Genomic DNA, 23,615 nt, shown 5'->3' with positions numbered 1-23,615 from the left:
CTGATTTTTGATTTTATTCTCGCTATTTGGAGTTGGTCAGGTTGCTGGCCAACTTACTACTTCTGAAAAATCCCCAATTCAATATGAATAATGGTGTCCTCCGTGAATTCTAAATTATTCCAGCCCTTTCAACTAACTCCAGAATTGAGTTTGCGTAATCGAATTGTTATGGCACCGATGACCACATGGTCGGCAAATGATGACGGTACTATTTCAACTCAGGAACTTGAATACATGCGTGAGCGTGTTAAAGGCGTGGGCTTGGTGATTACAGGTTGTACACATGTACAGGAGAGCGGACTTGGGTTTACCCGTGAATTTGCTGGTTTTGATGATCGGTTCACACCAAGTCTGGCGCAATTGGCCCAAGCGGCTAAAAGTGGTGGTGCACCCGCCATCTTGCAGATTTTTCATGCAGGCATCAAAGCCATTCCTGATCTGATTCCTGACGCGGATATTGTGAGCGCCAGTGCTGTCGCCATTAGCGCAGGTCCATTTAAACATCAGCAGCTTGCTAGTCGCGCATTGTCGCATGATGAAGTTTTACAGTTAATCCGTGATTTTGGTGAGGCGACGCGTCGGGCGATAGAGGCTGGATTTGATGGCGTTGAACTGCATGGTGCACATGGCTTTATGATTCAGAATTTCTTTTCGCCTTTGTATAACCAGCGTGACGATGTATGGGGTGGTTCATTAGAGAAGCGGATGGCGTTTCCGCTAGCCGTTGTAGGGGAAGTGAAGCGCATTATTCGGGAACATGCGCAACGTCCTTTTGCTTTGGGATATCGTATTTCTGTTGAGGAATATGAGGACAAGGGTTTAGAGATTGCCGATAGTTTGGCGCTGATCGATCAGTTAATTGCCGATGGTGTTGATTATTTGCATGTGTCATTAACCGATGTGTTACACGCTGTTCCTAAACACAATCTTGAGCAGCAGTTGACCATTCAACAGGTCTTGCAACGCGTTGCGAATCGTATTCCTGTTATTGCTGCGGGTTTGTTACGTACACCGCAGCAGGCCGAACAGGCTTTGGATTTAGGTTTACCACTCATTGCCATTGGTAAAGCATTAGTCATGAATCCGAACTGGGTTGAGCTGGTCCAACAGGGGCGATATGACGAAATTACGGTGGAACTCAATCCTGCTGATGTTCCTCATTTGAGTATTCCAAATCATTTATGGCAGGAAATACAGGTACGAGAAGGTTGGTTCAAGCTCTATCAGGCTAAAGCAAAGCAAGCTTGAGGCATGGTTAGGTGGAGGTAAGAGTGCATGATGTTTCATGAAGATGAGAATGAGGTGATGACGGCTTTAGTGCAGACCGTCAACCAGCTCATTACAACGGATGGCGATCATCAAACTGCGATTCCTGCCTTGTCCTTGCATCGCCGTTCTGAACCAGAAGCGACCCATTGTATTTACCAGCTGGGATTAGGCATGGTGTTACAGGGTGAGAAACAAATCATTGTGGGACAGCAGATTCTGACCTATACCGCTGGACAGTCGATGTTGACCACAATTGATATTCCTGTGATTAGTCATACACGAAATAGTATAAAACATCAGCCTTTTCTTGGGTTGATGTTACAGCTGGATCTACAACTGATTCGGGAAATGGTTGCCGAGATGGGACAGGGAAAGCTGAATGAACAAGTTTATCCTTCATTTGGTGTTCAAATGATTGATTATGCATTACTTGAGACCATTCAGCGCTTAGTGAATTTGTTGAATGAGCCTGTTCTATTGCCACAGCTTTATCCAATCTTGCAACAAGAGATCATGATCAGTTTGCTCACTGGTGCAAATGCTATTTATTTACGCCAGTTGATCAAGACGGGTTCCGTCAGTCAGAAGATTGCCAAGGCTGTGACATGGTTAAAGCAGAATTTTGTGCAGGCAGTTCGGATGGATGATCTGGCAGAGCAGGCTTATATGAGTCCTTCCACGTTTAGACAGCATTTCCGTGAAATTACAGGAATGAGTCCGTTACAGTATCAAAAGCAATTGCGCTTACAAGAAGCACGGCATTTGATGTTGAATCAACATCTGGACGTTGGACATGCTGCTGGATTGGTCGGTTATGAAAGTGCCTCGCAATTTAGTCGTGAATATTCACGATTGTTTGGTAATGCACCGCAAAGAGATATTCAGGACTTACAACTGATTTAAAGAGTTTAATGCTTGAGAAGATGAGGGGTCAGCGTACTAGGTGGCGCTGGTTGTTATATCTATTTGAAAATCATAACTAAATTTTGAATCAGTATGAATAAATAAAATAGGCAAATATCCCGTCAAAATAGGCAATTTAAACAGGTTTTACAATTCTATACTCATTGCGTGAAAAGCAAAAATCCAGTCTAAAACACGGATTTTCGTTATACGTAATCATCTGGTGAGGTACTCAGCATGCAAGCAGTTCAATATAAAAATTTGGCATGGGAATCGGCAGCAAATATTTTATTTCCCAATGATTTTGATCGAAGCAAGAAATATCCTGCTATTGTCAGCGTTCATCCCATCGGAAGCTGTAAAGAACAAACCTCAGGCAATGTGTATGGTCAAGCCTTGGCGGAAGCTGGTTTTGTAGTTTTAGTGCTGGATGCCTCTTTTCAAGGGGAAAGTGGTGGAGAACCACGATTTATCGAAAACCCATATCATCGCGTTGAAGACATTCGCTATGCCGTGGATTATCTGGTCACACAAGAGTTCGTGGATGAAAACCGTATTGGTGCATTAGGCGTTTGTGGTGGTGGTGCTTATGTGCTAAATGCAGCATTAACTGAACGTCGTCTTAAAGCGATTACCTCAATTACAGGAGTAAATTTTGGTCGGATGATGCGTGAAGGCTATGGCGGTACAGGGCAGGCTTTAATTGATGGCCTTGATGCTATTGCACAACAGCGTACCGCTGAAGCGCATGGTGCGGTACACTTGGTCAATGATTTTCTTCCTGCTTCAGTGGAGGCTGGTAAACAAGCTGGTATCACCGATATCGACCCATTAGAAGCAACGGATTACTACAAAACATCACGAGGGCAACAGCCGAATGGTACAACCCGTGCTTTATTTTCACGGATGAGTGTGGCATTGGGGTGGGATGCATTTCATTTATCAGAAATATTGCTTACTCAACCGATTTTGGTCGTGATTGGAGATAAGCCAGGTGCGTTTGGTGCTTATCGGGATGGCTATGAAATTTTTAATCGTGCCGCTTCAAAGCAGAAAGAACTCTTGGTTTTGGAAAATACATCGCATTATGAATTGTATGATCAGCCAGAGTCTGTAGCAAAAGCTTTAGAAAAAGTCATTCCGTTTTTTAAACAACACCTTTAATCCTTAAGTGAAGCAAAAAGACAGGTTTATCCTGTCTTTTTTATGGAAAGTCCTTAGATTGGCGTGGTCAGTTGCTGCGGTAAGCAGTCGACGAATTCATCAATAGCCAAGCGAGTCTTGAGCGGCATATAAGGCGAGTTCGGCCATACCACATGGATCGGGAAATATATACTTGAGTAATTTTCCAATACTTGTAGCAAAGTACCATCATGGAGTTCGGTATGGATGAGCCAGTCTGGTAACCACGCAATGCCATGATGCGATAAAGCCGTCTTTTTAATGGCTTGCATATCATTGAGCATAAATTTGGCTTTGGGCTTTAGGGAATAAGCTTGTTTATTTTCATCTTGTAAATACCACTTTTGCAGATGTCCCGAATAAGAATAGGCGATGGTGGTATGTTGCTGTAGGTCGTCCAGTGTATTTACTGGGCCAGAGTACTTTAGATATTCAGGTGTCGCACAAAGTAACATGCGATGATCCCCAAGTTTCCTTGCGACTAAATGGGTGGTATCTGGCAGTGTCCCAATACGGATGGCCAGATCAAAACCATCATCAACCAAGTCCACAGTTCGGTCATTTAAAGAAAGCTCAACTTGTAAGTCTGGATGTTGTTGCGCAAGGTTAACCATCAAGGGCGCAATATAGAGTTGCCCAAACAGTGCAGGGGCTGAAATTCTTAACAGGCCTGTGGCACTGATTTTACCTTGATCCAGCAAGGTTTCCGCTGTAGTAATTTCTATTAAGGCCCGACGACTGTGTTCATAAAATAAGGTGCCTTCAGCAGTTAAGCTTAATGTGCGGGTGGTGCGTTTAAATAAAGAGACACCAAGACGATCTTCCAGACGGGCAATGCTTTTGCTGACCGCTGAACGGGTCAGATGTAATTGTTCTGCGGCATTGGAAAAGCTACCAGCTTCAACAACGGCGACAAAGATTGAAATCGTGCTGAGTTCTGTTTGCATTATTGTGGAGTTTTTGGAATCAATTTTATGAAATAGTATCACTACTGGTGAATAAAATATAGTAGTAAGATGACGTCATCAAAGATATAGAGAACAAACATGGCGAAAGTGTTGGTATTAAAATCGAGCATCATGGGTGATAACTCGCAAACCAATCGTTTAATTGATGCATTTTTAAAGCAACGTGTTGAAAATGGTATGCAAGATGAGGTCATTGTTCGCGATTTAACCACTTTAAATCTACCTGTACTGGATGCTGAAATTTTCCATGCTTTACGTGGTGCTGAAAATGTCTCAACGTCAATTCAGGAAATTATTCAATTATCGGATGAATTAATTGCTGAGCTTAAGGCAACTGAGCTATTGCTGATCGGTGCACCGATGTACAACCTGAATGTACCGACGCAATTGAAAAACTGGTTTGATCTGGTTGCCCGTGCCCGCCATACCTTCAGATATACAGAAACCTATCCGCAAGGCTTGGTAGAAGGGGTAAAAGCCATTGTGATGAGCAGTCGCGGTGGGATTCATGTTGGGCAAGCGACCGATGTGGTAACACCTTATCTTCAATCTGTTTTAGGCTTGATGGGAATTCATCAGGTTGATTTTATCTATGCTGAAGGTCTGGATATGGCGGCGTTAAGAACAGATGCTTTAAAAGATGCTCATCTTAAAGCGCAGCAGATCGCAGTTTAAAATTTCCTATTCCTTTTGCTGCTCCTTTGGCAGAATCGGACAATGCTCCAACGCCTGTCCGGTTTCTTTTTACCCCTTTACATAAAGTAGGGGCGATCTGCATCTGTGTTCGGTTTATTGATGCCTAAATTTTGTCGTGAGGCGAAGCTTGGTGTCTGGATAATTTTCACCACCAGCGCAGCTACACTTTTACGTGAAACGACCGTACCTTTAAAGTTTTCATGACGCTCAGTTGTTTCATAATCAATTTCATCTTCATTCGTTAACCACGCTGCACGTAAAATACTGTAGTCCAGATCAGAAGTTTCTAATAAATCTGCTGCTCTACGATACGGACCAAGATAAATACCAATTTCCTTGTTATTCCATTCACCGAATTTGCCTTTGACTTCATCATAAATTCCTAATGAATTGATCAAAATAATACGTTTTACACTAGCTGCATGCATTGCAGTGATAATATTCTGCGTTTGTGCTTCTAATTCACCCGCCAGATTTGCATAGACAATATCTTGTCCCTGCATCGCCTGTTTTAGCTGTTCCAGATCCAACACATCGGCCTCAATAAGCTTGGCATTTGCAGGTAAATCCGAGCCTAATTTTTTTGCATCACGAAGCAAGAGTGTTTGTGTGAGGTCAGGCTCATTTGCCAACATCTCAATCGCCCATCTAGCAATTTGTCCTGCTGCGCCTAGTATTAACACATGTTTCATTTTGGACTCCCAACGATATAAATAATTTTCCAAGAAAATAGGTATTTATGACTCATCTTCTTGAGTGTTGATGGTTCTATTTAAGCTTAAAGTTAAACGGGAGAATTACCTGAAATGCAGGGTTGTTTGCCTAATCTGACGAAGCTGTGAAAATGTCTGTGATAGGGGGGGAATAAAAAAGCCTCATGGAAATGAGGCTGGATGAAACAGGTTCAGTTAACGAATATTTTTCCACCATTGTTGAAAGACTTGCTGTTCATTATCGAGTTCAATCAGTTCACCAATCATTGGTGTTGCAAGGCGATAATTACGTGTTCTTGAATATTCGACAATACGGGTAATCGGTTCATTCCATGCATGTTTGGCTAAGCTGAATTTTGAATGATGTACAGGAATCATATTGCGTGCATTCAGTTCTTCTGTGGCTTGAGCCACTTCATCCGGATGACAATGGACTGAGCGCCAAGCTGGATCGTATTGACCATTTTCCATTAAGGCCCAATCAAATGGCCCGTATTTCCTGCCAATTTCTGCAAAGTGCTGGTCATATCCACCATCGCCCGTATAGAAAATATTTTTATCAGGCGATTGGATCACAAAGGACACCCAAAGGTTTTTACCGCCGTCAAAAGCCCGTCTTGAGTCATGGTGGGTCGTTTCAGTGATAATACGGATGCCATCATCGAACTCAATTTTATCTCCCCAGTCTCTTTCAATCAGTTTGTCACGCGGATAACCCCAATATTCGAAATGTTCACCTACACCCAGACCTGTAATGACATATTGGACCTTGTCTTTGAGTTTAACAATGGTGTCATAGTCCAGATGGTCATAGTGATCATGCGAAATCAGTAAATAATCAATATCGGGTAAATCCTCGACCTGATAGATATCCGTTCCTTTATAGGCGCGTGTGCCCCAAGGAAAAGGCGAGGCTTTGCCACTCATGACGGGATCAATCAGAAACTTTTTGCCATGCAGCTGCATGAACACAGATGAATGCCCAAACCAGACCATGACATCTTGTTGTGGATTCAGTGTTTTTAAATTGGTCTTAATCGAAGGAATAGGGTCAATCGGATTACGATGTGGAATGGTTTTGATAAAGGTCTTATAAAGTTCGACCACAATACTGGAACCTTCACTCATCCCCGATTTTTCAATTAAATTACGAAACTGGCCTTGGCGATAATTGGGAGAACTTTCAATCAATTGCAAGCGTTCGCCAGAAGGGCTTTTACCAAATAAGGGTTGTTGCGTATAGATGAAACTGCTCACAATAAGCAGCATCACAGCGATCGCAAAAAGAATAAGCATAAATGGAGTCAACCTTTTCATTTGAGCATTCGATACAACAGTAATAAAAAGTCAAAGCGACAAAATGATGAAATATTATCTAAAAGCCGACGAATGAAAGGTTGCCTATTTTTATTGAATATTTGCCTAAATGAATGAGATGTGACTTTTCTGTATGAGACTGAATATGTAATGGCGTGATTGAGCAAAAGGAAGCCATTTCGAGGAGGTCGGTTTATGTTAGACTATCGGACGTTACAGTATTGAAAATGACTGTAAGTGTAGACAATGAGTAGGTAAGATGATCGGGCAGCAGAGAAACGTATTAGCAACTTTAGGAATAGATGTCTGGATTCCTAGGGAAGTCGTATGTCAAAAAAATACTGCACCCAGCCTATGGCGAGATCAAGTGGTTGAAGAAATTCAACAAGTGCCTGTGCTTACCTTTGAGACTGCATCCGTTGCGCAAGAGATCCAAGTCACACCACAGACAGCATCAGTCACAGAAATTGAACGTCCTCAACAGGCGAAAGTCGTTGCAGAAGTTGTGGTTAAAGAAGCGGTCGCTGAAAAAGAACAGATCGTGATCACCGCCCAGATTCCAGCATTTGAATTGCAAATGTATGTCTTGGAAAACTGCGCCATTTTATTAGAAAGCAGTCAGTTAAACGATGCACAGCGCCAGTTATGGCAAAATATTCAAAAGGCCAGACTGGGACAATATGCCGAGTTGAAATGGCCATTTCCATTGGCTGCTTTTCAGGAAAGCCGAGGACTGGCTTCATATATTCAAGGTTTTCTGGACGCGACAGCCACCAGTAAAAAAATATTATGCTTAGGTCAACTGGACTTTATTCAGCATTCTAATATATTACATTTAGCGAGTTTGGAAGAAATGCTGGCTCAACCTTTATTAAAACGACGGTTGTGGCAGCTCATGCAATAAAGAGCGGAATTTAATAATGAAGAAAGTCGTTGTATTTAGCCAGATAGACCAGGACGTTATAGCGCAGTTACAGCAAGATTATCAGGTGGTGGTACTGAATCCCAAGCTTGGTGATATCAATGAACAAATCCGAACTGAAGTAGTCGATGCCGATGCCATGATTGGAGCAGGGCGCTTACTCAATGAAAGCAATTTAGCGCCAGCACAAAAACTAAAAGTGATTTCTACCGTTTCGGTAGGTTACGACAACTATGATGTAAATTATCTGAATCATAGAAAAATCTGGTTGGCCAATACACCGCATGTATTGACTGAAACAACGGCAGATCTTGCTTTTACATTATTGCTCAGCGCAGCGCGTCAAATTCCATATCTGGATGCATGGACCAAACAGGGGCAATGGAAACGTACCGTATCGACTGAACAATTTGGTGTCGATGTTTTTGGAAAAACCTTAGGTATTATTGGTTTGGGAAATATTGGCGCTGCCATTGCCCGTCGAGGTTTTTATGGTTTCAATATGAATATTTTGTACCATAACCGCCGTGAAAAAATTGAAGTTGCACAAGCCTTCAATGCCCAATATCGGGAGCTTGATCAACTGTTAGCACAGTCTGATTTTATCGTGGTCGCCGTTGATTTAAATACTGAATCGAAAGCGCTGATTGGCGCAGCAGAGTTTGATCTCATGCAGAAACATGCAGTATTCGTCAATATTGCTCGTGGTTCAGTGGTCGATGAAAATGCATTGATTGATGCATTACAGCAAAACAAAATCTTTGCAGCGGGGCTGGATGTTTATACCAAAGAACCTTTGCAAAGCTCTCCTTTATTCGAATTACCCAATGCTGTGACTGTGCCACATCTAGGCTCAGCAACAGCCGAAACACGTAAGAAGATGGTAAATCTTGCTTATCAAAACCTGATTGAGGCTCTAGAAGATCGGACGCCGCGTTATCTAGTCAATCCAAAATTCGAATAATTGCTTACAATGCTGAGCATTTGATTGCTGCATTATTGCACGAGTCGATCTTTTTAAACTGGTGAATATTGCTACACTTGCGCCCTTTGTGACTTCATCTTGGGGCGTCTGGTGTTTGAGAAATTAGCTGAACAAAGTTTAGGTTTAATGGGCTGGGAAATTGACAATCATTGGGATCTGAATATTGATCAATGTGTCATGATTGCTGCTCCGCACACCAGCAACTGGGATGCGCTTTATGCACGTTTGGCTTTAAAAGCGCTCGGCGTTAATGTGCGTATCACCATCAAAGATAGCTATATGAAGTTTCCATTTGGCCCTTTTGTACGGGCGATGGGTGGAATTGGCATTGATCGTAGTGTGAAGCTGGAAGGTCAGGAACGTCCAAGTATGGTTCAGCTCATGAGCAATCTGTTTAAGACACATCCTAAATTGGTCATGTTGGTGACACCAGAAGGAACGCGAGCAAAACAGGAGCAATGGAAAACTGGTTTCTATCATGTCGCGATTACGGCGGGTGTACCCATTGCCTTGGCTTATATGGACTATGCCAAGAAAAAGACAGGCGTGGGAAAAATTGTTTATCCGACAGGGGATTATGAAAAAGATATGACGGAAATCATGTCGTTCTATGCCGAGATTAATGCAAAATTCCCTGAAAAATTCAGTGTCGATCAGCGTTACATTTAGCCCCAATCATTTGTGTCACTTGCAAAAATCATAAAATAAGGCAGGATTTTTCTGCCTTTTATAACACATTGTTGCAAATTTCTCCTTTTTTCAATGCTATATTAAATTTCTTTATTAAAATCATAGAGAAACTACTTGAGATCGTTGCTGCTTGCATGTGGCTTGTTTGCCACAACTCAACTTACTCATACTCAGGTCTTTTTACCTACGGTGACGGCTGGGCAAACAGAAGTACCCGAAATTGGCAGCGGTATCGGTTTACTCGACCAACAAAAAGAAAAATTTATTGGTGAAAAAGTTTATCGTGAAGTGCATCGTCAAATGCCAACTGTGCAGGATGCATGGCTAGAAGATCAGTTTTTACAAGTTTTCTCAGGCATTTTAAGCCAGACCCAGTTAGGCCAGCCGATTGGTCTGGTGATTGTCAAAGATCCTCAAATTAATGCTTTTGCCGTACCAGGTGGACTATTTGCCTTAAACACAGGACTAATTACTTCTGCAAAAAATCTGGATGAGATTGCTGGCGTTATGGCGCATGAAATTGCGCACGTGTCACAGCGACATTACAGTCGTTCCCAAGAAGCATTCAAAGGGCAGGGTTTATTGGCATTGGCAGGGATTATCGTTGGTGCAGCCATTGCCTCTCAGGCTGATGGCGATGCTGGTTCGGCAGTCATGCTGGGAACGCAAGCTGCATTAATGGACAAGCAGCTCAGTTACAGCCGTAATCAGGAACGTGAAGCGGATCGTATTGGCATGCAATTTATGTATGCTGCTGGCTATAACCCACAAAGTATGGCGGATTATTTTGAAACCATGCATCGGGCGACCAGCCGTGTGAGTTTCTTGCCCGATTTCTGGTATACCCACCCGTTAACCACAGAACGTATGAGTGAGGCGCGTTTACGTGCCAATCAACTGCCTAAAGTTAAATCAAAAATATATGACATAGATTTTGAAATCTTGAAACTGTACACCTCTGTTGTTTCCAATCAGGCTACAGAAATCCAGTTACAGGCATTGGCGAACCAGAACAATACCGCGGCACAACTGGCGCTCAGCAAATTCTATCTAGAGCGCGGTGATTATACGCAGGCGCAGCAAAATCTGGATCTGGTAAAACAAAAATTGAAGAATCACATTCTGATTCCTTTGATTCAGACAGATATTTATTTAGGTCAAAATAAAATTGAGCAAGCCAGCAGTAGCATTGGTTCAGTACAAAGAACTATGCCTGAAAATCGGGCATTGTCCTATAAGCTGGCAGAAGTCTTGATTCGACAGGGGCAAATTGCTCAGGCACAAAGTCTGGTGCAACGTTTTATTCATAAGAACCAAAGAGATATTGAAGGCTGGCAATTATTACAACGCGCCACCAATCTGGATAAAAGCTCATCCCTACAGGCAATTAATGTATTGTGCTATCGTGCAGAAGCTGAGTATTGGTCGGGATATGAGGAAAATGCGATTAAATCGATGCTACATGCCCAGCGTTTAGCAAAAGGTAATTTGGCAATGTCGGCCAAAATCGAGTCACGCCTAAAACAAATGCAAGATGAACGGCGTATGAAAATCTAAAACCAGTTTAAAAATTAAGGAAAATAAAATGATTAAAGGGCAATGTTTGTGTGGTGCTGTGCAGTATCAATATCATGGGGAAATTGAAAACAGCATCTTGTGTTATTGCATTCATTGCCAGCAGGCACAAGGTTCAATTGCAGGTTGGAACAGTCCACTTGAGCAAAGTAAATTCGAGCTGATTTCTGGGCGTGAGCAACTGAAAGAATATTTTCATACGCCTAACAAGGCGCGTGTATTTTGCCAAAACTGTGCCAGTCCACTTTATTCCTATCGTATAGATTTGCCGAATATTATTCGTTTACGTCTGGGTACGGTGACTGAAGGTGTGCTACCTGCTCCGAAACAAGAATTTTTTCTAGAGCATAAACCAAATTTTATTGAATTGAGATAAGATGGCGGACGTAAGCAATTGCTGAGCACTTAGAACATTTATGAAAAAGATTTTAGTTTTAATTTTTGCATTAAGCACAGTGGGGACAAGTTCAGCAGCATCTGTTGAGCAGTATGTAAATGCGGTGGATAAAATTCGTAGTGCCTATGCGCAGGATATTCGTGGTTTTTTACGTGGCTTAAATCCACAACTTACACAGTTTACGCCTGAGCAGCAGGCTAAATATTGCCAGATTAATCAACGTTATATTCAGGATATGTCAGATGCAATTGAACGTAATCGTTCTTCATTGCCACCGCAATATGCGAGTATGGCCAAGCAGGATCTAATCAAGCAGGTTGCGGAATCGAAAGAGATGCAAATGCTTGCGAAATATAATGTTCAGTGTGATTTTAAATAAAAATAAAAATTTGGGTTCATTGTTGAAATGAATCCAGTTTTAAATTAAGCAGGGGAATAGAAAGGAAGTTAAGCAGATTAGCTTAATTTTGCTTTAATTTTAGAAGAGACTTGTGCAGGATCGGCACGCCCGGCTATGATCGGACGTAGAGAATTCATCACCTTACCCATATCTTTCATGCTAGTAGCTTCTTGAGCAGCAATCGTTTGCTCAATGATAGAATCAAGCTCTTCCTCAGTCATAGCTTCTGGTAGAAATTGAGAAATAACCTCAACTTCGGCTTGTTCTTTACTAGCTAAATCATCACGACCAGCGCCTTGAAAGGCCTTGATCGATTCTTTACGTTGTTTAATTTGCTTTTCAATGACCGCAAGAACCTGAGCATCGTCAAGCTCTATGCGCTCATCGACTTCGATTTGCTTAATTGCTGCCTGTACACCACGAATAACCGTTACTGTTGCCATATCTTTGGCACGCATTGAGTTTTTTAACACGTCAGTAATCTGGTTTTTTAAAGTATTCATAGTATTTTCAGCAGTCAATCACAAATTAATTAGTAAAGGCGAGTAGTACGTACAGATTCGCGAGTCAATTTCTTTTGATAACGCTTAACTGCAGCAGCTTTTTTACGCTTACGTTCTTGAGTTGGTTTCTCATAGAATTCGCGCTTACGAACGTCAGCTAAAACACCCGCTTTTTCGCATGAACGTTTGAAACGACGGATAGCTACGTCTACTGGTTCGCCTTCTTTCAACTTAACTTGTGGCATGTAAAATCCTCTAAGATTATGGATAAGATCTAACGCACTATGCACTAGATCGCAAGTGAAGGTCAGTATTTTACTCATTTACAACTCAGATCACAAGTCTATAATAGCTCAGATATTATTTTTGATCGTTGTAAAGGCAGTTTAATGATTGTTTTGGGCTTGGAAACTTCGTGTGATGAAACTGGGTTAGCACTCTATGATAGCGAGCTCGGCTTACGTGGACAGGTTCTATATAGTCAGATCAAACTGCATGCTGAATATGGTGGTGTAGTGCCTGAACTGGCTTCGCGTGACCATGTTCGTAAAATGATTCCCTTGATTAATCAATTGCTTGAACAAAGTGGTGTCACAAAGCAAGAGATTGATGCAGTTGCCTATACGCGTGGCCCGGGCCTTATGGGTGCGCTCATGACAGGTGCATTATTTGGTCGTACTTTAGCATTTGCGTTAAATAAACCTGCTATTGGTGTACATCATATGGAAGGTCATATGCTTGCACCATTACTTTCGGAAACTCCACCGGAATTTCCGTTTGTCGCATTATTGGTCTCTGGTGGACATACGCAATTAATGGCTGCTTACGGTATTGGTCAATATGAATTGCTGGGTGAATCGATTGATGATGCGGCGGGTGAGGCTTTCGATAAAGTCGCAAAAATGATGAAGCTCCCTTATCCAGGTGGGCCGAATATTGCGAAGTTGGCTTTACAAGGCGATGCACAAGCATTTGAATTCCCGCGTCCGATGTTGCATCAAGGCTTAAACTTTTCATTTAGTGGTCTGAAAACTGCGGTTTCTGTGCAGTTGAAAAAGTTAGGTGAAGAAAATCGCGATGCGGATGTGGCTGCTTCTTTTCAGGAAGCGCTTGTCGATACTTTAGTGAAGAAGTCTGTGAAGGCCTTGAAACAAACTGGTCTTAAGCGTTTGGTGATTGCTGGCGGTGTGAGTGCCAATGTTCGCTTACGTGAGCAATTGGAAACTTCATTGAAGAAAATTAAAGCACAGGTTTACTATGCAGAACCTGCTTTATGTACTGATAATGGTGCCATGATTGCTTTTGCTGGTTATCAGCGTTTAAAGGCTGGGCAGCATGATGGCTTGGCGGTCACAACGACACCTCGTTGGCCGATGACAGAGTTAAAGCCAACCTAAAATACAAATGGTCAGTGTTACTGGTTGCTAGGCTGCTGGTCAGTTTAGCCTATTCTCATATTTAAAAATCAGATTCTTGATTTATGTACATGGCGCAGGCTTGAAACTGGCGCTATGGTATAAAGTATTGGATATATTATTTATTTTGATGAGCTAAAACTCATTGTGGAGTACAAAAGTTGAAAATTTCTTATATTTTTACATGTGGCCGACTAGAATCTTTATTCAAGATTCTATGCCTCACTCAAAAAGGTGAGGAGAAGGTTGCATCAAAAGAAAAAGTAGTTGAACAATATAGAAAAGATATCGCTTTAGGGCGACCATTTGAAGAAACTGAACTTTATCAATTGATTGAACAAAGTGAAGAAAAAATTGTCATTAATCGCTTGCATAATATTCTTCGAGAAAAACCGACTCAGCAGAAGGGTAGCTTTGATGCGGATGAATATAAGACGGGTGCATGGTCTGAGTTTAATGATTATAAGTTGGCAGTTCGATTCTCAAATGCGAAAACCGAGTTAAGCGAAAAGCACTTTGCGAAAACGGGTGAGTATATGACCAGTCGAGGCATTGCAAAGCTGACAGGTTTTAATCCAAGTAACATTAAGAACATGTTGCATCATAAAAGAAGTGTAGTGAGAAAAATGCTTACCACTTTAGAGAAGTTGGCAAAAGAGTATTAATCTTTAAGCTCTATTTTCGATGCAGAGACAATGTCTTGCTCTGCATCGATAGGCAAGTTTATGCAGAATCACCCATATTAGATGGGGTTTTTGATATTAAATAAAATGGTTTACACACATTTTGATTTTTTTAAGTGCTAAATTCGTACACCCATGATGAATACATTTCTCTGCTGAAAATCCGTCGTGGCTAAGAACTGCCAGAAATTGTTTGACTGCTTTAATTTCATTGTCAGATAGAACATGATCTTTAGTATCTAACTTAATACCGAATATTGGGTATGGGTTCTCTGTGGGCGAGCACTCAAAATACCACCATTGCTGACATACTGAACATTGATAGGACGTAATAGAATAATCAAAATTAGGTATGGCTTCATCTGTAGGGATTTCTTCTTTGAAGTACTCTGGAAAGCTATAACTTGCCTGATAATCAAAACTGAAAAGATCAGTAAAATCATCAGGACATGCAAAAAAAGATTTTACCTTTTGACATTCACACATATTTAAGACTCTTACGAATCGGTTAATTATTTTTAGACAGCACCGCCAAACACACAAAAATCAAAGCCATACCGACCCAACCAATTGGTGCCAATTGCTCACCAACTAATAACACTGCAAACAATGCAGCAACCAATGGTTCAAATAGCGTCAAGGTCGTCGCGGTACTGGCTGAAATGGTCTTTAAGGCATATCCAAACAACAGATAACCAAGAAACATAGGGATCAGCATCATATAACCCACGACATATAGATTGACGGGTTCGTCGAACAGATTGGTTCCCGTAAAAAACAGTGTTGGTAATAGGATTAAAGCACCAAAACCAAAAATTAAGCCCATCGATGCTTTGGAATCAACGCCTTGATCAATCATTTTTTTGGCTGCCCAAGAGTATAAGGAGTAGGTCAGTGCTGCGATCAGTCCGAGAATAATACCAATCGTTTTCTGATCCGTTGCAATGCTTTGGCTTGTACCTTGGGAATGAGACTCTCCAATCGTTAACAGTAACACCCCAGCTACGCCAAAAATGAAACTGATAAACCATTGGCTAGAAAGTGCTTTTTTATCAAAGAATTTTTCCAGCAATGCGGTAAATAAAGGCGCTGAACCAATTGAAACCACCGTCCCAATCGTGATGCCAGCCATCCGCATAGAGGAATAGAAGGCCAGTGGATAAATAGCAACCGAAACCATGCCAATCAAAAGCAAAGGATAATAAGAGCGAATTTGTGGTAAGTGGCTGCGGATATTTTTATGGGCCAATAAGGCTTGTAGTAATCCACCACCGCCCATTGCGATTGCGCCTATGGCTAAAGGACTTAAATTCGGTGCATAGGAAGCAGCAGTTCCTGTTGTTCCCCATAAAATAGAGGCCACTAAAACCGCAATAAAGCCATAATGAGCTTTTAGGTTGATTGAGCTATTCAATTTGCAATCTCTTGTTCTAATAATCGCTGAACCATGTGTTTTGCGGCAAATACTTTATCACTAGAGCTTTCTAAACCTGCACGGGCGATCGATCCTTCCAGAATAAAAGAAAGCAGCAGGGCCAGTTCTTTGGCTCGCTCTGGATTGCTGGTTAATTGACTTAAATGTCCTACTAAAATTGCTTCAATTTCATCTTTATGGTTTTTGACAGCTAATCGCTCAGGACTATGGGCAGGAAACTCAGCGGCAGCATTTAATAAGCCACAGCCACGGAAACCTTTTTCATAGGCAAATTCAGCGTGATCCTGATAGGCATCAAAAACAGCCAGAATTCCATCTAAGGGTGTTTTAATCTGAACTTTTCTTTTTTCATATAAGTCGAGCCATTCCTGATGACGTGCTTCGATGTAGCAGGTGATTAGATCTGACTTGGTGGCAAAGTTATTATACAAAGACATTTTGGCCACATTGGCTTTCTCTGTAATGGTATTGATGCCTGTGTTGCTGATGCCATCGTTATAAAACAAGGTGGATGCTGCATCCAGAATTTTTTGTTTTGCTGATTTAGAACTCATTGTAGAAATTACTTATGTATACCGACCTACCTAATATTAGGTAAAAACTACTTAATTAGCAAGTATGAATGCTTAAGAAGAGAGCAATATTATCCAGATATGAAGCGAAGTGAGAAGTGAAAGAGCAAATAAGCCTTTGAATTATTTCAAAGACTTATTGATGCTATACACGTGTAGATAGATTTATTTTTGAAATGAACTTTGATCTTCAACATCAATATATTCAATATAACCACGTCCTTGGACTGGTTGTTCCAAATATTCACCTGTAAAAGTGTAAGCACTGGCATAACCAATCCCATGTCCATAACGGAATGGGCTATCGATTTCCGCAGTAATATTCAAAATGTTCTGATCAGCATTATCTTTGACAGACCAGATAAATTGTTGCGGTAGACGCATTTTCTTACCGCTTGGAGAAACATGAGCATTCGGCTGATTGCTGATGACCTTAAATTCAACATTGGTATAGATTTCAGCAGGTCGGTCGGTGTAGCGGACATGCAAAGTATAGGCAGCAGGTTGCCCAAGAATATCGGCTTTGGTCAGAAGTAGCTGAGTTGTTTCAGTTAGATTAATGATTTGATAAGTGAAAAAATCGAGCGGTAATTTATAGGCTTCTGGGAGCAGCTTTTTCACGACACCATGTGCACCTGCTGCTCGTGCATATTCGTAGGTACATAAGCCTTCAGCAGGGGTAACTTGACCTTGATATTCAAGCTGACCTTTAAAGTTTGCCAATAAACTAAAATGATCATAAATCGGGGTTTTGATAAACCATGAAACCTGATCGCTCACATCCAGATCAAATTCAAAACTTAAGCCGTGATAAGCGCCTTTGAGTTGAATATAGGGTAATGTCCCTTGAATTGAAACTTCTTCTCCAAGTTGGATGATTGATCCATTGTCTTGAATATTGGTATTTTCTGGAATGACGTAGGCTTTTAATAGATGCTCGTCGATTGCAGCTGTACTCGAAAAGAATGTTGCCGTTTTTCTTGGATCACCCAAAGTAATATCATCATGGTCGAATGCCAGCGCGCCAGGTGTGCCGAGCAAAATCATAATATTTAAATAACGATGTGGTTCAGGCAGAAGTGGAAAGAAAATCCCATAATGTGTCCATGTATAGAACTTTTCTTGTGTACGTGGTCGGATAATGTCGGGCTGGGAAAATGGCAGGGTTGAATATTGAATTGCTTGATCTAATGTACCCTGCGCCAAGAGTAGGCTTTTCCCCATGATTTTGCTGGTGAGGGAAGTGGGAGGCAACTGTTTTTTCATCTTGTTTCCTAAACTTTATCGAAGCTGAAAAGTAGGTTATGAAAAACAATTGCCCATGCTAAGCGGAAATAAGGACAAAGCTACGGCTTTTCAGGACATTTATGCAGATGCTTTGTTGGACAATTTTTCCAGATTTTGTGAGCCGATCCAGTGTTTTGAAAATTGATAGGCGGCACGGCCAGAACGTTGTCCACGAGCCTGACACCATTTCAAACTTTCACTACGGACCAAGTCGTTATATTCAAGATCAGCTTTCACAATATAGTGCTCTACAATTTGTAGATAGAGCTGCTGATCCATTGGATAGAAGGAAAGCCACATGCCAAAGCGATCCGAGAGTGAAATTTTCTCTTCAATCGCTTCCTGTGGATGTAGTTCAGTATATTGCGGTACATCTACTTTTTGCACAGGCGTATTTTCATGCATAAATTCAGGTAATAAATGGCGGCGATTACTGGTCGCATAAATAATAAAATTGCTTGAACCTGATTGTAGTGAGCCATCCAATACACTTTTCAGGCTACGATAATTTTCATCTTCAGCGTTAAACGCCAGATCATCACAATAGACAATGAATTTCTCGGGACGATTTTCAATGAGTTTCTGAATTTTAGGTAAATCAGATAAATCATCACGTTCGATTTCGATCAGACGTAAACCTTGCGCTGAATATTCAGTCAGGAGGGCACGTACAATCGAGGACTTTCCTGTGCCTCGCGAGCCGGTAAGTAATACATCATTGGCGGGTAAGCCGTTCAGAAACTGTAAGGTATTTTGGATGATCTTGTCTTTTTGGCGTTCAATCCCTTTTAAATCTTCCAGATACATCTTCTTTGGCTGCTGTATTGCGACCAGCTGCTGATTTTCCCAACGAAACGCAATTGCAGAGAAATCTGTCGGTTGTTTCGGAGCAGGAAGCACTTGCTGAAGCTGTGTTAAAACATTCGATAAGGACTGGATGATAGATTCTGGTAAATCAAGGATAGCCATAAATACAAACCAACTTAATGATGAATAGGGATACTAACATTGCTATTACTGAAATAAAGAAAATATCATCAGAAATATCGAAATAAATCGATTTTACCCTTGATTGTTACGGCAGCTTTTTGCATTGTATAGGTGCAAGAATTCAAAAAATATGCCGAAAATCAGGAACGCGAATGTTTAATAGAGTTCAAGAAAAAAAGAATACATATCAGTCGCATAGGGTTGATGTGTTGCAGGAACACTTACGACATGCAAGCTCTTATGATGAATGGAAAGAAATTGCACTAAAACTGGATGAAGACTCAGGCCATGAAGCATGGAAATATGACAATGAATCGCCTTATTTTGATGCAGAGATTTTGTCAAAGCGCTATAACTTATTAAAAAAGTATCGAACCCAGCATCGGACACTGGATCTGATTTATGTATTAAGAGAAGGATTGTCCTATGATTTTGCCAATATTGGTCATCCGATGTTATTTGCGGAGACTTATATTGGAACAAAAAAGATTATTGAAAATTATGTCGAGGAAATGAGCGATTGTTTTCGTTATCTTGCCTCCAGTGAATGCATTACCTTTCAGTTAAAGGAAAAAATCCAGTTTTTTGAAGAATGCCAGACTGCTTATGGACAGCCAGCCTTGATGTTTTCTGGCGGCGCAACTTTGGGTCTGTTTCACACTGGTGTGTGTAAGGCTTTGCTAGAGCAGGATTTAATGCCACGGGTGTTATCGGGTTCTAGTGCTGGGGCAATCATGACCGGTATGCTGGGTGTCTCTGCATCGGATCAGGTTCCTGATTTGCTCAAAGGTGAACATTTCTTTAGTGATGCATTCAAGTTCCGAAAAGTGAGTGAACTGATCAGAGGGCATGGCGGTATTGCGGATGTCATGTATTTAAAACAATTCCTGATGCAAAACTTGGGCGATGTGACTTTTGCGGAAGCTTATCAGCAGTCCAAGCGCCATATTAATATTGTGATTGCTCCGTATAACACGGCACAAAGCCCACGGATCATGAATGCATTGACCGCGCCGAATGTGTTGGTCTGGAGTGCCGTTCTGGCCTCCTGTGCCGTTCCAGTCTTGTTTCCCCCTGTGCATCTAACCAGTAAACGTTATGATGGGCAACATACGCCGTATCTTGCTAACACCAAATGGGTGGATGGTAGTATGCGCAGTGATTTTCCACAGGAAAAAATGGCTCGCTTGTATAATATTAATTACACCATCGCCAGTCAGGTCAATCCGCATATTGTGCCGTTTATGCAAAGTGATTCTGATCGCTTCCGTAGAGATGTATTGAGTTGGCCTGAGCGGATTGTACGTCGCCAAGGCAAAGCCATTGCACTTGAAGTAATGGATCTGACACGTAACTATGCAGGAAGTTTTTTCCCGATCCGTCGCGCTTTGGATCATGGTTATGGCATTTTGGGGCAGCGCTATTATGGTGATGTAAACATCATTGCCAAATATGGTTTGCGGCACTATAGCTATATGTTGAAAAATCCACGACCAAAACTGTTCAAAGTATTGCAGCGAGAGGGTGAGCGGGCGACCTGGCCTAAAATATCTGCAATTGAAACCCATGCAAGGATTGGTAAAACCATTGAGCATTGTTTAACATCATTGCGAAAGCAGGAAGAAAAGCAGCAGAATGAGTTTTACTACGTGGATCTGTGATCCCAAGATTGAACTTGAAAACTTGGCATTAGTGACCAAAGCCCAAAGCTATGCCTTTGGGCGACGCTTATATCGCTTTGAAATTCATCAGCAGCGTTACTGGCTTAAATTTCATCATTCAAATACACATGAGGGCTTTGAACAGGCGCTATTGCGCGAGCTAGATTTTTATCAGCATCGCCAAGACGTACAAGGCTTTTTATTGCCCCATCAGATCATTCAACTGAATCCTTTTAAACAGCAACTAAATTGTACTGGTGATGAAATTGGATTGGTCACCGTTGCTGCAAAAGAATTCTTTAGACCACTTTCGGATAGCTGTGACATTGAATTCATTAAACAAAAGATCGTTGAAGCTTTAGATGCATTGAATGGTTTACACCAAGCAGGCTGGATTCATGGGGATTTAAAGGCAGAGCATTTTCGTGTTCACGCTAACGCTTGCAAGCTGATCGACTTTGAACAGACTTTTAGAATAGGGCAATCCATTCAAACTCTGGATGCAACACCACATTATATGGCGCCAGAACTGTTTCATGGGGCAGGGAAGAGTATTCAAAGCGATTTATACGCTTTTGGAATTATTGTTTATGAATGGTTGACGCAAACTAAATTACAGGCTCAAAGTTATCATGAATGGGCGATCTTGCATTGTCAGCAACTACACATTCAGCTTCCAGAAAGATTACAATGCTTTTTGCCAGTGTTAACAGGCCTGTTGTCCAAGCATGTACAACAACGATTTAACTCTATTGAAGCGGTAAAAAGCAGTTTAAATGCCATCAATTTGCTTTAAAAGTAAACATAACACCTTGATTTGAATATTATATGTTCATTTGAGTGGTTTTTTTGCGAGAAAGACTTGTCATAAAGAAAGTTTCTCTCTAATATGCATACCCATCGGGGGCGTGGCGAAATTGGTAGACGCACTGGATTTAGGTTCCAGCGCCGCAAGGTGTAAGAGTTCGAGTCTCTTCGCCCCCACCAAATTTAAAAAGCAAGTTTAATCTTGCTTTTTTTATGGTTGAGTCTCTTAGGCTCTAATCATGCGGTTATAGAGGATTGGTGTAATGGTAGCATGACGGTCTCCAAAACCGTTCGTCAAGGTTCGAGTCCTTGATCCTCTGCCAAATTTGAAAAGGACTTTTTAAAAGTCCTTTTTTTACGTCTGTTGTTTTTAGTTGTATATTAAAAAAGCATTAGGTTTCATAGACATGATTTTTTTATAAAAAGGGCTTGTCATGGAGAAAGTTTCTCTCTAATATACACACCCATCGGGGGGCGTGGCGAAATTGGTAGACGCACTGGATTTAGGTTCCAGCGCCGCAAGGTGTAAGAGTTCGAGTCTCTTCGCCCCCACCAAATTTAAAAGGCAAGAACATCTTGCTTTTTTTATGGTTAGACCTGTTAGGCGCTAATCATGCAGTTTAGAGGATTGGTGTAATGGTAGCATGACGGTCTCCAAAACCGTTCGTCAAGGTTCGAGTCCTTGATCCTCTGCCAAATAAATAGAAGGGCCCTTGTGAAAACAAGGGCTTTTTTATTGTCTGAATTTTATCTCCTATTGTTATTCTAAAACTAACTTCTTTTACTACTAGTATTACTTGTAGTTTGAATTAAGAGTTACTGACTTATTTTTTGTGATCATATGGCTAGGGGTGTTATGAAGAGGCCAGTGATTTAACGCATTGTTTTTATGCCATCTCAACATATTTGAATAGAAATTATGTTATTAAAAACACTATTGTGAATATTTATGTACTATAGTATTTTTCTTGTGTTAAATTAATTTCTTTTAGAGAAAATTTTTGTCAGATTTTGAATGTAGATGTAGAGATAAAAAATGTTAAAAATTCGTATGTCACGTCCTGATGAAGGTGCTCAGATCCTTGCAATCTGGAAAAGCTCTGTTGATGCAACTCATCATTTTTTGAAGCCAGATGATCGTATCGAGATCGAAAAAGAAGTCATCGGCTTTTTTACAGAAACGCCAGTATGGGTTGCTGTAAATTTGGATAACCAGCCGTTGGGTTTTATGTTCTTGCATGAAGGGCATATGGAAGCATTATTTATTGATGCAGTAGCTCGCGGACAGGGCGTTGGAAAGTTTTTGTTATCGCATGCTTTAATGCTACATCCCAATCTCAGCATTGATGTGAATGAACAAAATCAGCAGGCAATTGGATTTTATCAACATCTTGGTTTCCAGATAACAGCGCGCTCAGAACTCGATAGCCAAGGTCGAGCATATCCACTATTACATCTTGGAATTGGCTCCAATGCTTAAATATTATTTTTATTGAACCAACAGATGGGATGAGTTGCATTAAATTGAAAGTATATGCTGATCATTCCACATGTATTCTATTTCTGGCTAAAACTCACCATATAAACACAAGGTTGTTGATCGTTGGGGTTGGTTAAGTGGCAATCTGCGGGAGCTGTTAGTGCGATACAATCTCCAGCTTCTAGGTGAAAGACTTGCGTATTAACTTGGATTTCAAGTTGCCCACTTAAAAGCCAAATGGTTTGACCACTGAGATGCTCGTATGCGCTTGAAGGGATATTGAGTTGACCTGATGCTGGAATTTCAATTTTAACCATCTCTGGAATTGCGCCAGCGGGAGAAATTGACCAACGAGTAATGCCCAGCTGGTGATCAGTCCAATATTGTTGCTGTTGTTTTTTTGAGACCATTACATGTGTATTTTGATTGAGCTCAGCTTCTGCAAACAGTTTAGATAGGGTGATCCCCAAAGCGCTTGCTAAGCGGCTGAGAATGGCTGCACTAGGGCTAGAAGCTCCGCGCTCAACCTTGCTGATCATTGCTTGACTGACTCCTGAATGCTGAGCTAATTCGGCAACCGTCCACCCTTTACTCTTTCTTTGCTTAAGCAATAAGCGAGCGATTTCAGTGTCTAGTATTTGGCTGTCAGCTTTTTCGATCATCATATGAACCTTTATTTTGAACTGACATATTATGCGATAGAAATGAGCTGGATGTTGTATGCAATGTCTATATTAATGTGCTTGATCAAAGTTCGTATTTAGG

At 41.2% G+C, this 23,615-nt stretch carries 26 protein-coding genes and 4 tRNA genes; 19 read left to right on the top strand and 11 right to left on the bottom strand.

Features of this window, described 5'->3' with window-relative positions; genetic code table 11:
- Nucleotides 1–90 precede the first annotated feature (90 nt).
- From PJ15_RS05680 to PJ15_RS05670, 3 genes are all read left to right on the top strand, one after another.
- On the top strand, nucleotides 91–1,248 hold the full coding sequence (locus PJ15_RS05680; RefSeq protein ID WP_081402751.1) for an NADH-dependent flavin oxidoreductase: 1,158 nt from the start codon (nucleotides 91–93) through the stop codon (nucleotides 1,246–1,248).
- Nucleotides 1,249–1,275: 27 nt separating this feature from the next.
- Entirely contained in the window at nucleotides 1,276–2,172 is an 897-nt protein-coding gene (locus PJ15_RS05675) for an AraC family transcriptional regulator N-terminal domain-containing protein (protein WP_413772460.1), read from the top strand.
- Between the two features lie 237 nt (nucleotides 2,173–2,409).
- Nucleotides 2,410–3,336, top strand: a complete 927-nt coding sequence (locus PJ15_RS05670) for an alpha/beta hydrolase (RefSeq protein ID WP_047428837.1) — start codon at nucleotides 2,410–2,412, stop codon at nucleotides 3,334–3,336.
- A gap of 53 nt (nucleotides 3,337–3,389) precedes the next feature.
- Here the strand turns inward: PJ15_RS05670 and PJ15_RS05665 are convergent, their stop codons facing one another.
- Nucleotides 3,390–4,301: a LysR family transcriptional regulator gene (locus tag PJ15_RS05665; protein WP_047428836.1), complete on the bottom strand. Its 912-nt coding sequence runs from the start codon at nucleotides 4,299–4,301 to the stop codon at nucleotides 3,390–3,392.
- A gap of 99 nt (nucleotides 4,302–4,400) precedes the next feature.
- On the opposite strand from PJ15_RS05665, the gene PJ15_RS05660 reads away from it, so the two are divergent.
- The gene (locus PJ15_RS05660) at nucleotides 4,401–4,997 is read left to right on the top strand and encodes an NAD(P)H-dependent oxidoreductase (protein ID WP_047428834.1); all 597 of its coding nucleotides are present in this window, start codon (nucleotides 4,401–4,403) and stop codon (nucleotides 4,995–4,997) included.
- Between the two features lie 77 nt (nucleotides 4,998–5,074).
- Here the strand turns inward: PJ15_RS05660 and PJ15_RS05655 are convergent, their stop codons facing one another.
- Nucleotides 5,075–5,710 (bottom strand): SDR family oxidoreductase, encoded by a 636-nt coding sequence (locus PJ15_RS05655; RefSeq protein ID WP_047428833.1) that lies wholly within the window; start codon nucleotides 5,708–5,710, stop codon nucleotides 5,075–5,077.
- A gap of 216 nt (nucleotides 5,711–5,926) precedes the next feature.
- Nucleotides 5,927–7,027 (bottom strand): MBL fold metallo-hydrolase, encoded by a 1,101-nt coding sequence (locus PJ15_RS05650; RefSeq protein ID WP_047428830.1) that lies wholly within the window; start codon nucleotides 7,025–7,027, stop codon nucleotides 5,927–5,929.
- Between the two features lie 280 nt (nucleotides 7,028–7,307).
- Here PJ15_RS05650 and PJ15_RS05645 point away from each other — a divergent pair, with 280 nt between their 5' ends.
- The 6 genes from PJ15_RS05645 to PJ15_RS05620 all read left to right on the top strand — a co-directional run bounded on the left by PJ15_RS05645 (nucleotide 7,308) and on the right by PJ15_RS05620 (nucleotide 11,996).
- Nucleotides 7,308–7,952: a hypothetical protein gene (locus PJ15_RS05645; RefSeq protein ID WP_047428828.1), complete on the top strand. Its 645-nt coding sequence runs from the start codon at nucleotides 7,308–7,310 to the stop codon at nucleotides 7,950–7,952.
- A 16-nt stretch (nucleotides 7,953–7,968) separates the two neighbouring features.
- Nucleotides 7,969–8,934, top strand: a complete 966-nt coding sequence (locus PJ15_RS05640) for a 2-hydroxyacid dehydrogenase (protein ID WP_047428826.1) — start codon at nucleotides 7,969–7,971, stop codon at nucleotides 8,932–8,934.
- A gap of 111 nt (nucleotides 8,935–9,045) precedes the next feature.
- Nucleotides 9,046–9,624 (top strand): 1-acyl-sn-glycerol-3-phosphate acyltransferase, encoded by a 579-nt coding sequence (locus PJ15_RS05635; RefSeq protein WP_047428824.1) that lies wholly within the window; start codon nucleotides 9,046–9,048, stop codon nucleotides 9,622–9,624.
- Nucleotides 9,625–9,786: 162 nt separating this feature from the next.
- The gene (locus PJ15_RS05630) at nucleotides 9,787–11,202 is read left to right on the top strand and encodes a M48 family metalloprotease (protein ID WP_406935472.1); all 1,416 of its coding nucleotides are present in this window, start codon (nucleotides 9,787–9,789) and stop codon (nucleotides 11,200–11,202) included.
- Nucleotides 11,203–11,230: 28 nt separating this feature from the next.
- Nucleotides 11,231–11,596 (top strand): GFA family protein, encoded by a 366-nt coding sequence (locus PJ15_RS05625; RefSeq protein ID WP_047428821.1) that lies wholly within the window; start codon nucleotides 11,231–11,233, stop codon nucleotides 11,594–11,596.
- 40 nt (nucleotides 11,597–11,636) lie between these two features.
- Complete coding sequence (locus PJ15_RS05620) at nucleotides 11,637–11,996, top strand: hypothetical protein (RefSeq protein WP_047428819.1); 360 nt, start codon at nucleotides 11,637–11,639, stop codon at nucleotides 11,994–11,996.
- 77 nt (nucleotides 11,997–12,073) lie between these two features.
- On the opposite strand, the gene PJ15_RS05615 is transcribed toward PJ15_RS05620, so the two are convergent.
- The gene (locus tag PJ15_RS05615; RefSeq protein WP_004770502.1) at nucleotides 12,074–12,520 is read right to left on the bottom strand and encodes a GatB/YqeY domain-containing protein; all 447 of its coding nucleotides are present in this window, start codon (nucleotides 12,518–12,520) and stop codon (nucleotides 12,074–12,076) included.
- 29 nt (nucleotides 12,521–12,549) lie between these two features.
- On the bottom strand, nucleotides 12,550–12,765 hold the full coding sequence (rpsU, locus tag PJ15_RS05610) for a 30S ribosomal protein S21 (protein ID WP_004652785.1): 216 nt from the start codon (nucleotides 12,763–12,765) through the stop codon (nucleotides 12,550–12,552).
- A 144-nt stretch (nucleotides 12,766–12,909) separates the two neighbouring features.
- On the opposite strand from rpsU, the gene tsaD reads away from it, so the two are divergent.
- The gene (tsaD, locus tag PJ15_RS05605) at nucleotides 12,910–13,917 is read left to right on the top strand and encodes a tRNA (adenosine(37)-N6)-threonylcarbamoyltransferase complex transferase subunit TsaD (protein WP_047428814.1); all 1,008 of its coding nucleotides are present in this window, start codon (nucleotides 12,910–12,912) and stop codon (nucleotides 13,915–13,917) included.
- Nucleotides 13,918–14,096: 179 nt separating this feature from the next.
- Nucleotides 14,097–14,600, top strand: coding sequence for a hypothetical protein (locus PJ15_RS05600; RefSeq protein WP_004770499.1), 504 nt, complete (start codon nucleotides 14,097–14,099; stop codon nucleotides 14,598–14,600).
- Between the two features lie 96 nt (nucleotides 14,601–14,696).
- Here PJ15_RS05600 and PJ15_RS05595 read toward each other — a convergent pair whose 3' ends face one another.
- The 5 genes from PJ15_RS05595 to PJ15_RS05575 all read right to left on the bottom strand — a co-directional run bounded on the left by PJ15_RS05595 (nucleotide 14,697) and on the right by PJ15_RS05575 (nucleotide 18,881).
- On the bottom strand, nucleotides 14,697–15,104 hold the full coding sequence (locus PJ15_RS05595; RefSeq protein WP_047428811.1) for a hypothetical protein: 408 nt from the start codon (nucleotides 15,102–15,104) through the stop codon (nucleotides 14,697–14,699).
- Between the two features lie 22 nt (nucleotides 15,105–15,126).
- Nucleotides 15,127–16,032: a DMT family transporter gene (locus PJ15_RS05590; protein WP_047428809.1), complete on the bottom strand. Its 906-nt coding sequence runs from the start codon at nucleotides 16,030–16,032 to the stop codon at nucleotides 15,127–15,129.
- A complete protein-coding gene (locus tag PJ15_RS05585; RefSeq protein ID WP_047428807.1) occupies nucleotides 16,029–16,607 on the bottom strand; it encodes a TetR/AcrR family transcriptional regulator in 579 nt (192 codons plus the stop codon). The genes PJ15_RS05590 and PJ15_RS05585 overlap by 4 nt, the downstream gene beginning before the upstream one ends.
- Nucleotides 16,608–16,790: 183 nt before the next feature.
- Complete coding sequence (locus tag PJ15_RS05580; RefSeq protein ID WP_047428805.1) at nucleotides 16,791–17,891, bottom strand: DUF6670 family protein; 1,101 nt, start codon at nucleotides 17,889–17,891, stop codon at nucleotides 16,791–16,793.
- 99 nt (nucleotides 17,892–17,990) lie between these two features.
- Nucleotides 17,991–18,881: an ATP-binding protein gene (locus PJ15_RS05575; protein WP_004770492.1), complete on the bottom strand. Its 891-nt coding sequence runs from the start codon at nucleotides 18,879–18,881 to the stop codon at nucleotides 17,991–17,993.
- Between the two features lie 173 nt (nucleotides 18,882–19,054).
- Here PJ15_RS05575 and PJ15_RS05570 point away from each other — a divergent pair, with 173 nt between their 5' ends.
- From PJ15_RS05570 to PJ15_RS05540, 7 genes are all read left to right on the top strand, one after another.
- The gene (locus PJ15_RS05570; protein ID WP_004770491.1) at nucleotides 19,055–20,563 is read left to right on the top strand and encodes a DUF3336 domain-containing protein; all 1,509 of its coding nucleotides are present in this window, start codon (nucleotides 19,055–19,057) and stop codon (nucleotides 20,561–20,563) included.
- Nucleotides 20,538–21,359 (top strand): protein kinase domain-containing protein, encoded by an 822-nt coding sequence (locus tag PJ15_RS05565; protein WP_047428804.1) that lies wholly within the window; start codon nucleotides 20,538–20,540, stop codon nucleotides 21,357–21,359. Before PJ15_RS05570 ends, PJ15_RS05565 begins: the two co-directional genes overlap by 26 nt.
- A 106-nt stretch (nucleotides 21,360–21,465) precedes the next feature.
- Nucleotides 21,466–21,550 (top strand) — tRNA-Leu (locus PJ15_RS05560).
- Nucleotides 21,551–21,619: 69 nt separating this feature from the next.
- Nucleotides 21,620–21,693: transfer RNA gene (locus PJ15_RS05555), tRNA-Trp, on the top strand.
- 147 nt (nucleotides 21,694–21,840) lie between these two features.
- A tRNA-Leu gene (locus PJ15_RS05550) sits at nucleotides 21,841–21,925 on the top strand.
- Nucleotides 21,926–21,992: 67 nt separating this feature from the next.
- Nucleotides 21,993–22,066: transfer RNA gene (locus PJ15_RS05545), tRNA-Trp, on the top strand.
- Between the two features lie 340 nt (nucleotides 22,067–22,406).
- The gene (locus tag PJ15_RS05540; RefSeq protein WP_047428802.1) at nucleotides 22,407–22,850 is read left to right on the top strand and encodes an acetyltransferase; all 444 of its coding nucleotides are present in this window, start codon (nucleotides 22,407–22,409) and stop codon (nucleotides 22,848–22,850) included.
- Between the two features lie 77 nt (nucleotides 22,851–22,927).
- Here PJ15_RS05540 and PJ15_RS05535 read toward each other — a convergent pair whose 3' ends face one another.
- Entirely contained in the window at nucleotides 22,928–23,512 is a 585-nt protein-coding gene (locus PJ15_RS05535) for a helix-turn-helix domain-containing protein (RefSeq protein WP_047428800.1), read from the bottom strand.
- Nucleotides 23,513–23,615: the final 103 nt, after the last annotated feature.

The sequence above is a fragment of the Acinetobacter sp. neg1 genome (assembly GCF_000788125.1).
GTDB lineage: Bacteria > Pseudomonadota > Gammaproteobacteria > Pseudomonadales > Moraxellaceae > Acinetobacter > Acinetobacter vivianii.
The sequence above is the reverse complement of the archived record's forward strand: the minus strand, read 5'-3'. Positions and strand labels throughout refer to the sequence as shown.